Annotated in this window: 16 protein-coding genes; 9 read left to right on the top strand and 7 right to left on the bottom strand. The window is 60.2% G+C overall.

Features of this window, described 5'->3' with window-relative positions:
* Window positions 1-18: 18 nt before the first annotated feature.
* Together AC1Q8Q_RS00960 and AC1Q8Q_RS00955 are read left to right on the top strand one after the other, a co-directional pair.
* Window positions 19-552 (top strand): gluconokinase, encoded by a 534-nt coding sequence (locus AC1Q8Q_RS00960; protein ID WP_492614745.1) that lies wholly within the window; start codon window positions 19-21, stop codon window positions 550-552.
* 83 nt (window positions 553-635) lie between these two features.
* On the top strand, window positions 636-1,988 hold the full coding sequence (locus AC1Q8Q_RS00955) for a GntP family permease (protein ID WP_020797074.1): 1,353 nt from the start codon (window positions 636-638) through the stop codon (window positions 1,986-1,988).
* Window positions 1,989-2,103: 115 nt separating this feature from the next.
* Here the strand turns inward: AC1Q8Q_RS00955 and alaC are convergent, their stop codons facing one another.
* Window positions 2,104-3,321 (bottom strand): alanine transaminase, encoded by a 1,218-nt coding sequence (alaC, locus tag AC1Q8Q_RS00950; RefSeq protein ID WP_020797073.1) that lies wholly within the window; start codon window positions 3,319-3,321, stop codon window positions 2,104-2,106.
* A 139-nt stretch (window positions 3,322-3,460) separates the two neighbouring features.
* On the opposite strand from alaC, the gene AC1Q8Q_RS00945 reads away from it, so the two are divergent.
* The 3 genes from AC1Q8Q_RS00945 to AC1Q8Q_RS00935 all read left to right on the top strand — a co-directional run bounded on the left by AC1Q8Q_RS00945 (window position 3,461) and on the right by AC1Q8Q_RS00935 (window position 5,263).
* Window positions 3,461-4,123, top strand: coding sequence for a LysE family translocator (locus tag AC1Q8Q_RS00945; protein ID WP_083348339.1), 663 nt, complete (start codon window positions 3,461-3,463; stop codon window positions 4,121-4,123).
* A gap of 68 nt (window positions 4,124-4,191) precedes the next feature.
* Window positions 4,192-4,677, top strand: coding sequence for a GyrI-like domain-containing protein (locus tag AC1Q8Q_RS00940; RefSeq protein ID WP_489327567.1), 486 nt, complete (start codon window positions 4,192-4,194; stop codon window positions 4,675-4,677).
* Window positions 4,678-4,774: 97 nt separating this feature from the next.
* A complete protein-coding gene (locus tag AC1Q8Q_RS00935; RefSeq protein WP_020797070.1) occupies window positions 4,775-5,263 on the top strand; it encodes a GNAT family N-acetyltransferase in 489 nt (162 codons plus the stop codon).
* Between the two features lie 135 nt (window positions 5,264-5,398).
* Here AC1Q8Q_RS00935 and AC1Q8Q_RS00930 read toward each other — a convergent pair whose 3' ends face one another.
* A complete protein-coding gene (locus AC1Q8Q_RS00930) occupies window positions 5,399-5,884 on the bottom strand; it encodes a GNAT family N-acetyltransferase (RefSeq protein WP_083348340.1) in 486 nt (161 codons plus the stop codon).
* 141 nt (window positions 5,885-6,025) lie between these two features.
* On the opposite strand from AC1Q8Q_RS00930, the gene AC1Q8Q_RS00925 reads away from it, so the two are divergent.
* The 3 genes from AC1Q8Q_RS00925 (at window position 6,026) to AC1Q8Q_RS00915 (ending at window position 8,099) form a co-directional block, all read left to right on the top strand.
* On the top strand, window positions 6,026-6,451 hold the full coding sequence (locus AC1Q8Q_RS00925; protein ID WP_083348341.1) for a YybH family protein: 426 nt from the start codon (window positions 6,026-6,028) through the stop codon (window positions 6,449-6,451).
* Window positions 6,452-6,517: 66 nt separating this feature from the next.
* Window positions 6,518-6,862 carry a YciI family protein gene (locus AC1Q8Q_RS00920; protein WP_020797067.1) on the top strand — a complete coding sequence of 115 codons (345 nt, stop codon included), beginning with the start codon at window positions 6,518-6,520 and terminating at the stop codon, window positions 6,860-6,862.
* A gap of 1 nt (window position 6,863) precedes the next feature.
* Window positions 6,864-8,099 carry an RNA polymerase sigma factor gene (locus AC1Q8Q_RS00915; protein ID WP_033043410.1) on the top strand — a complete coding sequence of 412 codons (1,236 nt, stop codon included), beginning with the start codon at window positions 6,864-6,866 and terminating at the stop codon, window positions 8,097-8,099.
* A 112-nt stretch (window positions 8,100-8,211) separates the two neighbouring features.
* Here AC1Q8Q_RS00915 and AC1Q8Q_RS00910 read toward each other — a convergent pair whose 3' ends face one another.
* Window positions 8,212-9,066 carry a LysR family transcriptional regulator gene (locus AC1Q8Q_RS00910; protein WP_020797065.1) on the bottom strand — a complete coding sequence of 285 codons (855 nt, stop codon included), beginning with the start codon at window positions 9,064-9,066 and terminating at the stop codon, window positions 8,212-8,214.
* A gap of 89 nt (window positions 9,067-9,155) precedes the next feature.
* Between AC1Q8Q_RS00910 and AC1Q8Q_RS00905 the strand changes: the two genes are divergently transcribed.
* A complete protein-coding gene (locus tag AC1Q8Q_RS00905) occupies window positions 9,156-9,593 on the top strand; it encodes a multidrug/biocide efflux PACE transporter (RefSeq protein WP_020797064.1) in 438 nt (145 codons plus the stop codon).
* Between the two features lie 112 nt (window positions 9,594-9,705).
* On the opposite strand, the gene AC1Q8Q_RS00900 is transcribed toward AC1Q8Q_RS00905, so the two are convergent.
* The 4 genes from AC1Q8Q_RS00900 to AC1Q8Q_RS00885 all read right to left on the bottom strand — a co-directional run bounded on the left by AC1Q8Q_RS00900 (window position 9,706) and on the right by AC1Q8Q_RS00885 (window position 14,150).
* The gene (locus AC1Q8Q_RS00900) at window positions 9,706-11,319 is read right to left on the bottom strand and encodes an inorganic phosphate transporter (RefSeq protein ID WP_492614744.1); all 1,614 of its coding nucleotides are present in this window, start codon (window positions 11,317-11,319) and stop codon (window positions 9,706-9,708) included.
* Window positions 11,320-11,442: 123 nt separating this feature from the next.
* Window positions 11,443-12,465 (bottom strand): transporter, encoded by a 1,023-nt coding sequence (locus AC1Q8Q_RS00895; RefSeq protein WP_492614760.1) that lies wholly within the window; start codon window positions 12,463-12,465, stop codon window positions 11,443-11,445.
* Window positions 12,466-12,625: 160 nt separating this feature from the next.
* Window positions 12,626-12,934, bottom strand: coding sequence for a PepSY domain-containing protein (locus AC1Q8Q_RS00890; protein ID WP_020797061.1), 309 nt, complete (start codon window positions 12,932-12,934; stop codon window positions 12,626-12,628).
* Window positions 12,935-13,022: 88 nt separating this feature from the next.
* Window positions 13,023-14,150: a glycerophosphodiester phosphodiesterase gene (locus tag AC1Q8Q_RS00885; protein WP_033043407.1), complete on the bottom strand. Its 1,128-nt coding sequence runs from the start codon at window positions 14,148-14,150 to the stop codon at window positions 13,023-13,025.
* Window positions 14,151-14,245 lie beyond the last annotated feature (95 nt).

Below are 14,245 nucleotides of genomic sequence, written 5' to 3'. Positions count from 1 at the left end.
TGCGCGCTGAGGTGTTACATGAATCATCCCATCACCGCCCTGGTCATCATGGGCGTTGCCGGTTGCGGCAAGACGTGCGTCAGCGAAGCCCTGTGCCAACTGAGCGGCGCCACTGCCATTGAAGGCGACTCTTTCCATCCTGCCGCCAATATCGAAAAGATGAGCGCGGGAATTCCCCTGAACGATGAAGACCGTGCCGGCTGGCTCGACAGCCTGTGCGATGAGTTGCGCCGCATCGATGCGCTGGGTCAGCGCCCGGTGTTGACCTGCTCGGCGCTCAAGCACATCTACCGCGAACGCCTGCGCAGTGCCTTGCCAGGCCTGGGTTTTGTGTTCCTGGAGCTGACCTCGGAAGTCGCCGCCGAACGCGTCTCCCATCGGCCAGGCCATTTCATGCCGGCAACCTTGATCGAAAGTCAGTTCGCCACCCTCGAGTCTCCCAAGGGCGAGCCACTGACATTGGCGCTCAATGCCTCGATCCACAGCGTTGACGAACTGGCTGTCCAGGCACACCTCTGGTGGCTCGAGCATGGCTTGAAGCGCGCCAGTTAATTTTTTGCTTGTAGAGATAGCGCTGTCCTTATGGCTTTCGAATTACCCGCTTTAATAACAACAACAACCAGGAGACACCCCTAATGTTTGGCATGTCCCACGAGACGTTTCTGCTGCTTGACGCAGTGGTCACGGTTATCGGGCTTATCGTCCTGATCACCAAGTTCAAGTTCCACCCTTTCATTGCCCTGATCATCGCCGCCGCTTTCCTCGGGCTGACCTCAGGCATGCCGATCGGCACCATCATCAAGGCGTTCCAGGACGGCTTCGGTGGCGTGCTCGGTTTCGTCGGGATCATCCTGGCGCTGGGGACCATGCTCGGAAAAATGATGGCCGAGTCGGGCGGGGCGGACCAGATCGCCCAGACCCTGATCCGCGCCTTCGGCAAGGACAAGGTGCAGTGGGCAATGATGTTCGCTGCCTTCCTGGTGGGCATCCCGCTGTTCTTCGAAATCGGCTTCGTACTGTTGATCCCGCTGGTGTTCATCGTTGCCCGCCGCACTGGCGTGTCGATCATCAAGATCGGTATCCCGCTGCTGGCTGGTCTGTCCGCGGTGCATGGCCTGGTGCCGCCGCACCCGGGTCCGTTGCTGGCCATCGGTGTGTTCGGTGCCGACATCGGTAAAACCATTCTGTACGGCCTGATCGTTGCGCTGCCGACGGCGATCATTGCCGGCCCGATCTTCGGTACGTTCATCGCCAAGCACATTCCCGGTCATCCGAATCAGGAACTGGTGGACCAACTGGCGCGTGAGTCGGATGCAGGCGATCTGCCGAGCTTCGGCATCACCCTGGTCACCGTGTTGTCGCCAGTGTTCCTGATGCTGCTGAAAACCTTTGCCGATGTGGTGCTGCCGGACGGCAACTTCTTCCGCACTTTCATGGACCTGATCGGTCACCCGATCTCCGCGCTGCTGTTGGCGTTGCTTCTGTCGCTGTACACCTTCGGCTACAAGCAGGGCATCGGTTCGCAACAGATGCTCAAATGGCTGGACGCGAGCCTCGCACCGACTGCCGCGATCATCCTGATCATCGGTGCCGGTGGTGGCTTCAAGCAGATGCTGGTGACCAGCGGCGTGGGTGACGTGATCGGCCACATGGCGGTGGCCGCGCAGATTTCGCCGATCCTGCTGGCGTGGCTGGTGGCGGCGGTGATTCGTATTGCCACCGGTTCGGCGACCGTTGCAACCATTACTGGCGCGGGCATCGTGGTGCCGGTGGTGGGGATGATTCCGGGTGTGAACCGTGAGCTGCTGGTCCTGGCCACCGGTGCCGGTTCCTTGATCCTGTCTCACGTGAACGACGCCGGTTTCTGGTTGGTGAAGCAGTACTTCAACATGACCGTGGCAGAGACGTTCAAGACCTGGACAGCGATGGAAACCATCCTGTCGGTGGTGGGGTTGGGCTTTATCCTGTTGTTGTCGTTGTTCGTCTAAGCGTTTCGCCAGACAAAAAAAAACCGCAGCGATGCGGTTTTTTTGTGGGTGATGATCTCAGGAAGAACGAGATCCAGTGTGGGAGCGGGCTTGCTCGCTCCCACAGGGTTTTGTGTCAGGCGTTGGTTTTGGTGCCTAGCCCATCCGCCCGGAACATCCCGCGAATCCCGCGTACGGCCTGACGAATCCGGTCCTGGTTTTCGATCAGCGCGAAGCGCACGTGATCGTCACCATACTCACCAAAGCCCACACCCGGCGAGACGCAGACCTTGGCCTCGGCCAGCAGTTTCTTGGCGAACTCCAGCGAGCCCAGGTGCGCGTACGCGTCGGGAATCTTGGCCCAGACGTACATCGACGCTTTCGGGTTTTCCACCATCCAGCCCAATTCATGCAAGCCTTTGACCAGCACGTTACGGCGCTGCCGATACTGTTCGGCGATATCGCGCACACATTGCTGATCGCCTTCAAGCGCCGCAATGGCCGCCACTTGCAGCGGGGTGAAGGTGCCGTAGTCGTGGTAGCTCTTGATCCGCGCCAGGGCGTTGACCAGTTCCGGGTTGCCGACCATGAAACCGATACGCCAGCCCGCCATGTTGTAGCTCTTGGACAGGGTGAAGAATTCGACGGCGATGTCCTTTGCGCCGGGCACCTGCATGATCGACGGGGCTTTCCAGCCGTCGTAGACGATGTCGGCGTAGGCCAGGTCATGCACCACCAGCACGTCGTACTGCTTGGCGAGAGCGATCACCCGTTCGAAAAAATCCAGCTCCACGCACTGGGCGGTGGGGTTGGACGGGAAACCAAGGATCATCATCTTCGGTTTCGGGATCGAACCGCGAATGGCTCGTTCCAGTTCAGCGAAGAAATCCACGCCCGGCACCAGCGGCACTGAACGCACCTGGGCGCCGGCAATAACGGCACCGTAGATGTGGATCGGGTAGCTCGGGTTGGGTACCAGCACGGTGTCGCCCTGGTCGAGGGTGGCCAACATCAAGTGTGCCAGGCCTTCCTTGGAACCGATGGTGACAATGGCCTCGCTTTCCGGGTCGATGTCGACCTCGTAGCGCTCCTTGTACCAATTGGAAATGGCTCGGCGCAGGCGCGGAATACCCTTGGACGTGGAGTAGCCATGGGTGTCTGCGCGCTGGGCGACAGTGACCAGTTTTTCGACGATGTGTGGCGGGGTGGCGCCATCGGGGTTGCCCATGCTCAAGTCGATGATGTCTTCGCCACGACGACGGGCGGCCATCTTCAGCTCGGCAGTGATGTTGAAAACGTAAGGGGGGAGTCGATCGATGCGCGCAAAGCGGCGCGGCGAACCTTGTTCGGCCATTGTTGCCTCGGATAACGTAAGCGCCCGGAACCGTCCGAGCGACGCTGGCCACTGCGGTGGCCTGTGGCGGAATGTACGATCAGCTATGGCAGGCTGTCCAGCCTCAACGTAAACAAATTTTTCCGAAGGAAAGGGTCTGATGGAATTTACCAGTGGCTTTTTGTTGAGCCTGTCGCTGTGCCTTGACATCGGCGTGGCCAATATCGCCATGATCACGTTGGCGATGCAGCGCGGCTATTTCCAAGGCTTCGCCCTGGGCTTGGGCACCTGCGTCGGTGACCTGATCTACGCCGTGCTGGCACTGGCCGGCATGACGGTTTTGCTGCAATACGAAACCGTGCGCTGGGTGCTGTGGATCGGCGGTTCGGCGCTGCTGGTGTACTTCGCGGCGAAGATGATTTACTCGGCGATCCACCATGAGGCGCTGCTGGCCGAAACCGCCGAGGTGGGACATAACTCCCATCGCAAAGAGTTTTTCCGTGGGATTTTTCTCGCCATGTCGTCGCCGAGCGCGATTCTCTGGTTCGCCGCGGTGGGTGGCACGTTGATCGCCCGTTCCGGTGGCGGCGGTCCGCTCAGCTCCGCGCTCTTTCTTGGCGGGTTTCTCTGCGCTGGCTTGCTGTGGTCCGCCGGCCTATGTTTCGCAGCGAGCCACGGCGGCAAGATGCTCGGCGACAAGCTGCTGCGTTATTCCTACCTGGCATCGGCGGCGATCTTCTGCTATTTCGCGGTGTACGTGATTCTATCGGGTTACAACGAATTTGTTGGCGCAGGTGCCGTCGAGCAGTTGCACGCCCTGTAAGTGGGCGAATCGGGTTTGGCTTCTATACTCCCAGCCGAACCCACTTTTTACCTTCCAGGAGTCGAGTCATGGAAGAACAAACAAACGTCGAAGTGACGGAACCCCGCTTCGAACATGGACACTTCCTGCTGATCGCAGGGCTTGGCGGACACTTCACCCAGCAAACCGTAAAAGACATTCCCGAACTCTGGGAAAAATTCATTCCTCATATTGGCAATGTTCCAGGGCAAAAGGGCGAAGTGACCTACGGCGTCTGCTGCAATTTCGATGGCAAGGGCGGCTTTGATTACATCGCTGGCGTCGAGATCAGCAAGCTCGACGATTTACCGGACACCTACCGCTGGGTCGAGGTCCAGCCTCAGCAGTATGTGGTGTTCGAACACAAGGGGGCGCTGGCGTCCTTGGCGCAAACTTTCCAGTACATCCATGGCACGTGGTTACCGCAGTCCGGGCACGAACTGTTGAATGCACCGGAGTTCGAGCGCTATAGCGAAGACTTCAACCCCAGGCTGAAGACCGGGAAGCTGGAACTCTGGCTGCCGCTCAAGGCGTGACCAGTGCATCGGGAGGCGGATCAGCCGATTCGTCTCTCGATGTCGCGCCGAGGCTGAATTATCATTCCCGGTCTTTCCCCGCCGATTCCGAGCTGCCATGAACACCGTCATCCGCCACGTCACGCCCGCTGATCTGGACCGTTGCTTCGCCATCGAAACCGTTGCCTACGAAGGTGACGAAGCCGCCACCCGAGAGAAAATCGCCACCCGCATCGCCACCTGGCCCGAGGGTTTCATCGTCGCCGAAGTGGACGGCGTTGTAGCCGGTTTCATCAATTCCGGAGCGGCGTTCCAGGTGGAAATGTCCGACGAAGCGTTCAAGGAACTGATCGGCCACGACCCGGCGGGCCCACACGTGGTGATCATGTCGGTGGTCGTGCACCCGGATTACCAGGGGCAGGGCCTGGCGAAGCGCTTGATGGGCGAGTTCATCGAACGTATGCGTGCGATGGGCAAGGTCAGCATCAACCTGATGTGCAAGGAACGACATATTCCTTTGTATGCGGGCTTTGGTTTTGCCTACATCAAGCCATCGGCGTCCGACCATGGCGGCATGGCGTGGCATGAGATGGTGCTGAATCTCTAAACCCGACGCAGAATCCTTGTAGGAGCGAGCCTGCTCGCGAAAAACCAGAGGGCACCGCGGGGCGTCAGGTTTCCCGCGTCATCGTTGACCTCCATCGCGAGCATGCTCGCTCCTACAGGGGGGCGTGTGTGCCAGTCAGAACACCAGGCCCATCCGCCGCTCATAGCCGATCCGCCCCTTGTATGCCTCGCCACTGTCGACAAATCCATACTTGGCATACAACGCAATCGCAGACTCATTGTCCGCGTCCACCGACAATTCCAGCCCCCTGATTTCCGGCCACGCCATGCGTGCCACCTCGGGTAGCGCTTGCAGGCAAGCCTTGCCGTAACCTTTGCCTTGAACGCGCTGATCGACTTGCAAGGCGTGCAGTGTGGCGCTGTGTTCGTTGGCCCAGGCGGGCAATACCGGTGGGCGTTTGAGCAGCAGGAAGGCCACGGGCACCGCATCGGCCAGCAGGGCAAATCCCTTGACGCCGGGGCCGGGCTTGGACAACAGGGTGTGCAACGCACCGTGAATGTCGCCTGAAAACCTGGTTTGTTCCGGATGCACTTCGATGGCCTCGACTTGCTGGCGCTGCAGCGCATTCAGGCTTTCGTAAGGCACGAGTCGGGCTGTCACTGGAGTGTCCTTTTTCCAACAGGAATGAGTCTTGGATTCTAGCGAGTTTGCGTTCATGGATTTTTTTTATTTCGACTGTCGATCAGGCGGATCGCCAGTCGACTAAGGGTGTCTTCACTCTAAAAACCACGGAGAACCACCATGAGCGATACCCACGAAATCCAGACCCTGATCGCCACCTACCGTGAAGCGGTCATCTCGAAGGACGTCGAAAAAATCATGGCCTTGTACGCCGACGACATCGTCTCCTACGACGCCGTCAAGGCCCTGCAATTTCGCGGCAAGGCCGCCTATCGCGCGCATTGGCTGGAGTGCATGGAAATGTGCCAGGGCCAGCACACATTCGACTTCGACCACATGAACATCGTGGCCGATGAGCACATCGCCTTCGCCCATTGGCTGGCCCATTGCGGCGGCACTAACGAACAGGGTGAAACCCAGGCCTGCTGGATGCGCGTGACCGCCTGCTATCGGCGCGAAGCCGGGCAATGGCGCATCGTCCATGAACACTGGTCGGCCCCGTTCGACATGACGAGCGGCACGACCTTGTTCAATCTGGAGCCCTGATCATCGGGAAACCGCACGAAACTGCCAATCTGCAGCCATAGTTATCCGTTCAATCAGGAGAGTGCGATGAAGTATTTATGCCTGGTCTACAGCGAAGAGCACTTGCTGCATTCGCTGCCCGAGAGCCCCAAGGACGAGGAATGCCTGGCCTATGCCGAGGCTGTCCAGGGCAGCGGCCGGATGATCGCCGCCGAGGCCCTGGAATCGGTGCAGACCGCCACCACGGTGCGCATGCGCAACGGAAAGATGTCGATCACCGACGGCCCGTTCGCCGAAACCAAGGAGCAGTTGGCCGGCTTTTACCTGATCGATGCCAAGGACCTCAACGAAGCCCTCCAGATTGCCGGGAACATCCCGGCGGCGAGGGTTGGCAGTGTCGAAGTGCGCCCCGTCCGACAGTTGAATCCTTAAGATGCCGGCGCTGTCGGTACAGGCCAGGGTCGAGCAGGTTTATCGCCAGGAATCGCGACGCATTCTTGCGACCCTGATTCGCCTGCTCGGCGATTTCGACCTGGCCGAAGAGGCGTTGCATGAGGCGTTTTTCGTAGCGGTCGAACGCTGGCAGCAGGACGGTGTGCCGGACAATCCGCGCGCCTGGCTGGTCTCCACCGGGCGCTTCAAGGCCATCGATGTGCTGCGCCGGCGCGCACGTTTTGCCGCGTCCCGACCGCTGCTGGTCGCGCAGCTGGAGGCACTGGAGCAGGCCGACTGGAGTGACGAAGACGTGGAAGACGATCGCCTGCGCCTGATCTTCACCTGTTGCCACCCGGCATTGGCGCCTGACGCGCAGGTGCCGTTGACCCTGCGCGAAGTCTGCGACCTGACCACCGAAGAAATCGCCCGGGCTTTTCTATCGGCGCCGGCCACCATCGCCCAGCGCATCGTGCGCGCCAAGGCGAAAATCCGTGATGCGAAAATCCCCTATCAGGTGCCATCCCTTGCGGAACTGCCCGAGCGCCTCGACAGCGTGCTGCGGGTGATTTACCTGGTGTTCAACGAAGGCTATTCGGCGTCCGTCGGCGCGCAAGTGACCCGCGAAGACTTGACCCGTGAAGCGATCCGCCTGGGGCGTTTGTTGATGGAGTTGCTGCCGGAACCGGAGGTCATGGGCTTGCTGGCCCTGATGTTGTTACACGAGTCTCGGCGCCTCGCCAGGACCTGCGCGGACGGCGACCTGATTTTGCTGGACGACCAGGACCGCACGCTGTGGGACGCGCAAATGATTGCCGAAGGCTGTGCACTGGTGGAGCGGGCATTGGGCTCCAGACGATTTGGTCCGTATTGCCTGCAAGCGGCGATTGCGGCGGTGCACGCCGAAGCGCCGTCGATCGAGGAAACCGACTGGGCGCAGATCGTCGGGCTGTATGAGGTGTTGCTGCGGGCGTGGCCGTCTCCGGTGATCGAATTGAACCGGGCGGCGGCAATCTCCAGGCGCGATGGACCGTTGGCAGGGCTAACGCTGGTCGAGGGGATTCTGGGCCGTGGTGAGCTGCTCGATTACCACTTGGCGCATTCGGCGCGGGCGGAGTTCTGTCGACAGTTGGGCAGGGTGGAGCAGGCGCGGGCGGCCTATGAGCGGGCGCTGGAGTTGACGCAGCAAGCACCGGAGCGGCGGTTTATTGAGGCTCGATTGCGGTCGTTGGAGTGATGTGATTTTTGCTGGCCTCTTCGCGAGCAGGCTCGCTCCCACAGGGAATGACGTGCACCACAAACCCCTTGTGGGAGCGGGCTTGCCCGCGAAGAGGCCAGTAGCGACACCCCTATTCCAGCATCTTGCCCAGCAACCAACTCCCAGCCGGCCCCGGCGGATGCAAGCGTGACCACAGCGCATCCACCGACACCGTTTTTGGCCAGCCACGCACCTGCAGCTCTTGCAAGGTTCCCGGGCCGAAGCGCGCCACCAGCCAGCGTGGCAGCGGTGCCCAGCCAAAACCACCCTGGGCCATTTCCAGCAGCATCAAATAACTCGGCGCCGACCAGACGCGCCCTTTTGCACGGCTCTCATACGGATTGACGATGGTCGCCAGGCGCAGTTCGCGATGCTGTTGCAGTACGTCCTGGTCGATGTGTTCCAGCGTCGCCAGAGGATGTTCGGGTGACACGAACAGGGCGATTTCCGTGCGTTCGTCCACCGTCGAATTGACCAGGTCCGGTGGATAACTGTCCTGCATTTCGGCAAAGGCTATCTGCGCCCGGCCACTCTGCACCAAGGCCACCAGATCGTCGCATTCGGCGATCAGGCATTCGAGCTCCAGGTCCGGATAACGCTGTTCGAACGCACTGAGCGAGGCTTCGAAGCGGTCGGATTGATAAGTGTCCGAGAGCGCCACGGTCAGCTTCGCCTCGACGCCTTGGGACAGTTGGCTGGCGGTCATTTCCAGGCGGCTGGTGGCGGCCAGGATCTCTTCGGCCCGTTGCAGCATCACGTGCCCGGCCGGGGTCAGGCTGGGCTTGCGGCTGCTGCGGTCGAACAGCGTCAGGTTCAGATCGATTTCCAGGCTGGCGACGGCGGCGCTGATGGTCGACTGACTGCGGCCCAGCTTGCGCGCTGCCGCGGAAAACGAGCCTTGGGTCGCCGCCTGGACGAACGCCTGCAACACTTCCTGGGACGCCATGAACTATCGCCTTGATCGATGGTTATTGGTTATGAAGTATCGGTCTGAAGTTGGATGATGGCAATCGTCGTCACTCAAGGAGTCAGGCCATGAGCGCCAATAAATCCATTACCGAACGTATTTTCCAGGCCATTGGTTTCGAACTGCTGGCGATCCTGATTTGTACGCCTTTGCTGGCATGGATCATGGACAAACCCATGGTGGAAATGGGCGTCGTCACCGTCGTCATTGCCGTATTGGCCCTGGCCTGGAACGTGGTCTTCAACGGCCTGTTCGACCGCGTGCTCAAGCGTTTCGCCATTGCGCACAACGCCTGGGTCCGCGTGGTGCACGCGCTGTTGTTCGAAGGCGGCCTGGTCGCTCTCGGCGTACCGTTGATTGCGTGGTGGCTGAATGTCAGCCTGTGGCAAGCGTTCCTGCTGGATATCGGCGTGCTGCTGTTTTTCCTGCCGTACACCTACGTTTACCACTGGGTGTATGACGTGGTGCGCGAGCGGGTGCTGATGCGCGAATCCTGTAACGCATGACTTTGTAGGAGCGAGCATGCTCGCGATGGTCGTCAACGATAACGCGGGGCGTTTGAAACCCCACGGCGTTTTCGAGTCCATCGCGAGCATGCTCGCTCCAACAGGTAAAATGCTAGAACATCTGGGTGAACAGCCAATACAGACTGCCCGACAACACAATCGCCGCCGGCAAGGTCAACACCCAGGCCATCAGCAGATTGCGGATGGTCTTCATCTGCAAGCCTGCGCCATTGGCAACCATGGTCCCGGCCACCCCCGAAGACAGCACATGGGTGGTCGAGACCGGCAAGCCGAACATGTCGGCAGCACCGATGGTCAGCATGGCCACGGTCTCCGCCGAGGCACCTTGCGCGTACGTCAGGTGGGTGTTGCCGATTTTCTCGCCCACGGTCACCACGATACGCTTCCAGCCGACCATGGTGCCCAGGCCCAGCGCTATCGCTACGGCGATCTTCACCCACAACGGGATGAAGCGCGTGGCGTTGTCAATTTGCTGCTTGAACAGCTGCAGTTTGCCGGTGGTGTCGGCGTCGAAGTTACCGACCTTGTTCTTGTCCATCAGGCGAATGGTTTCGCTGGTCAGGTACATGTCGTTGCGCACGTTGCCCATGGCCTCGGCCGGCACTTTGGACAGCGAACCATACCCCTTCACTTCGTTGCCGATGTTGCCGGCCAGCGCCGCGAGGGCGGGGATCAGTTGCGGCGTGACATCCTTGCTGCGCACGAAATCGGAGAGGATCGCTCGCGGGTCGGCCGGAGCCGGCAACGGCGCACTCTTGACCAGCGCCTGTTGGGTCACTTCAGCGACCGCGGCGAACTGCAACGTCTGATCTGCGGGCATGGTGCGGTTCAGCGCATACGCCATCGGCAAGGTCCCGACCAGGATCAGCATGATCAGCCCCATGCCTTTCTGGCCGTCGTTGGAGCCGTGGGCGAAGGACACGCCGGTGCAGGTCAGGATCAACATGCCGCGAATCCACCACGGTGGCGGTGTATTGCCCTTGGGCGCCTTGTACAGCGCGCGATTCTTGACGAAAACCCTCAAGGCCAACAGCAGCAGTGCGGCGCAGCCGAAGCCGACCAGTGGCGAGAGCAGCAGGGCGTAGCCGACCTTGGTCGCCTGCGCCCAGTCCACACCGCTGGTGCCGTCACGCCCGTGCATCAGGGCATTGGCCATGCCGACTCCGATGATCGAGCCGATCAGGGTGTGCGACGACGATGCTGGCAAGCCCAGCCACCAAGTACCGAGGTTCCACAGGATCGCGGCGATCAGCAGGGCGAAGATCATGGCGAATCCGGCCGAGGAGCCGACTTGCAGGATAAGCTCCACCGGTAACAACGCGATGATGCCGAACGCCACCGCGCCACTGGACAGCAGCACTCCGAGGAAGTTGAAGAACCCGGACCAGACCACCGCGAAATTCGGTGGCAGCGAGTGCGTATAGATCACCGTGGCGACAGCGTTGGCGGTGTCGTGGAAACCGTTGACGAACTCGAAGCCCAAGGCAATCAGCAAGGCCACGCCCAGCAGGAGGAATGGCGTCCAGGTGGTCACCACCGTGCCGAGTTCATTCACGTCGCGCATCAGGCTGTACGCGGTGAACAGCAGTCCGATACTCAGTACTGCAAAAAACACCACCAGGGTGAATACACCGGGTTTCTTGTCGAAATGTGGATGGGCGCTACGGGCGGGCGCCGGGGCGGCAATAAAGGAGGGGCTGGCCATGCCGGACATTCCTGGGAAGGGTAGGAGTGTCGCCCATGATCGTTGCGAAGTTTTACCGGAGAACTGCGCTGGATCAGGGTTTGGTTTTTTTGCGGCGACCACCCGTCGAAAGATCGCTCGCGTCTACAAATCCTGACGCTTGCGAAACGCCCAACGTCCTGCAATCAGGGTAAAGGTCGCAACCAGCGCCACCAGAATCCAGAACCCCTCCGGGTCCTGTGAGAGCGGCACCCCACCCACGTTCATGCCGAAGAAACCGGCAATGATGTTGATCGGCAGAGCCAGCACCGTCACCACCGTGAGGGTGAACAGGGTGCGGTTACTCTGTTCGTTGAGGTTGGCGGCGATTTCCTCCTGCAGCAGCTTGATCCGTTCGCCCAGTGCCGTGAGGTCGTTGATGATCAGCGCAAACTCCTCGGTGGACTTGCGCAACTCCTTGACGTCTTCCTTCTGCAACCAGGGGGGCGGGCGATTGAGCAGGCGCAGCAACGAGCCGGGCTCCAGCGCAAGCAGGCGTTGCAGACGCACCAGCACCCGACGATTGGCCCCCAGTTCCGCACGGTTGGTCGACAGGCGCGAGGACAGCAGCTCATCTTCGACCTGATCCACGCTCAGGCTGGACTTGCGCACGATCTGGGTCAGAATTTCCCCCTGGTCACGCAGCAGATGCACCAGTAACTCCAGCGGCGAGCGGAAGCATTCGCCAGCCTTAACCGACGAACGAAGCTTGTCCACCGAATGCAGCGGTTGCAGGCGTGCGCTGATGAGCAGTCGACTGCGGGCGCAGACCCACAGGGTCGAGACATCCGAGGACGTCATGCTGCTGAGGTTGAACACCACGTCGTTGACCACCGCCAGCAATGCCGAATCCACATGTTCGATGCGCGTCGACCGTGAGCCCTCATGCAGGGCCTCGAAAAACTCGTCGGGCAGTTCCAGATGGCTCTTCATCCAGCGTTCGCACGCGGCATGGGCGAGGTTCAGGTGCAGCCAGAGAAATTGCTCGGTGTCTTGCGGATGTTGCAGGTACTGCAAGGCCCTGGCCGAATCGATTTCCTGGCCGCGCTCACCGGGACGAAAGCTGAAACCGTAGAGCAGGCCGAACAGATCCGGATCGCGATGACTGTGATCGATGCTGTGGTTCATGAGGGCTCGCATGGGGGGCGCCTGTCGCGTGTTTTACAGGTTCACGTGAGCCGCATCATCGCAAGGCTGGATGACGAATTTGTGACCGTGGCCGGATCGGTCACTCAAACGCAAAAAAGCCGCACGAGGGGGAAATCGTGCGGCTTTTTTGTGGTGTGCATCAGTCGTCTTTTTTGTTCTTCAGGACTTCGCCGGTGGCGGCATTCAGGTCCACGTCCCATTCAACTTTGTTGGCATCGAGCAACTCGACTTCGTACTCATAGCCGTTGAAGTGGTTGTCCAGCTCGCTGTCAGTAATCGTGGCACCCGGGTGCAGCTTCATTACGATCTGGTTCAGCTCTTCCAGCGGCTTGATCTTGCCATCCTTGACCAACTGAGGGATCTGGTCGACGGGCACGTCTTTGGCCTGGGCCAGGCCGGCGGTGAAGGTCAGGGCGGCAGCGGTGAACAGTGCGGTCAGGGTTCTCATGAGGTTCATTCCTTGGGTGAGCCGTTTAAGTGGGATCAGATTAATTGTGGCAACTTAATTCACGCTTAAATTCCCTTGAACCGAATGATCAATACCCATTATTGCGCAGCACCTGCGCCACACTTGCCGTCGCCGGGCGCTTGTAGAACTTGAGCAATTCGCTGGCGCGGTTGGTGAAAATACCGTCGACCCCGGCATCCATGACTTTCTGGAAGTCCGCCGCCTCATCAATGGTGTAGACATGCACCAGCAGGCCCTGATCGTGGGTGTACTGGTTCATCCACGGCTGCACCAGGTCGGCGTAGCTCTGATCGCCCCCGTGGGTCAGTGCAGCGGACGGGCCTGTGCCGATCGCACCCTGAGACTTGGCGTAGTCGACCCAACGCTGGAATTCGGCTTGGTCTTTCGGTTGCTGTTTAGCGTAGTAAGCGGCCTTATCCTTTTCGCCGGACTCGGCAAAGCTCACTGTCGATTTTGGCTCGATGCTGCCTTCGCCGACCCACAACAACAGGATCTTCGGCACCTGCGGCATTTCCTTTTGCAACAGTTCGAGGCTGCTCTTCTCGAAGGTTTGCAGCACCACCTTGCCTTTGCCCTGGCCAACGCCCAGTGCGCTTTTGGCCAGCTTCGACCCCGCGGGGCTCAGCCAGCCGCGATCCTGGAGTTTTTCCTTGAGATCGTGTTCGATGCCGGGAAACTGCTTTGGCTCCTTGGTTTCGATATACAGGCCAGGCTTGTGCAGTGGATTGCCTTGGGCGATGTCGATGATTTCATCGAGGGTGAGGATTTTCAGGCCGGCAAACGCAGGCTGCGCGCGATCTGGATAGGCCGTGTTGAACCAACTGCCGGCGTCCAGGGTTTTCAGCTCGGCCATGGTGAAGGCGTTGGCCGGGCTGTCCTTGCGTTCGGGGAACTTGCTGGCGACGTCGGTGGTGCGTTGCAGATTATTGTCATGCAGGGCGAACAGCACGCCATCCTTGCTGCGCTGCAGGTCCAGTTCCAGATAATCGACGCCCAGGTCGCGGGCCAATTTATAGGCGGCAGCGGTGGATTCCGGTGCATCGAAAGACGCGCCACGGTGGGCAATCACCGCCGGGTGTGGAATGCCCGCGCGGGTCGCCAATGCAGCGGGGCCGGGTTCGCTGGCGGCCTGGGCTTGACCCAGCAATAGCAGCAAGCTCAGGAGCAGGGCGCTTTGGGTGGAGGTGGCCGGCATGGTCGAGATCCTTTCGCGATAGGTTTCAAAGAGGTCTCTTTTAACAAGTGAACCGGACAAGCGCTATCGTCAGACCGACATAAATCTGTTCAAAG

The sequence above is a fragment of the Pseudomonas sp. GW823-FHT06B06 genome, assembly GCF_058795195.1.
The sequence above is the reverse complement of the archived record's forward strand: the minus strand, read 5'-3'. Positions and strand labels throughout refer to the sequence as shown.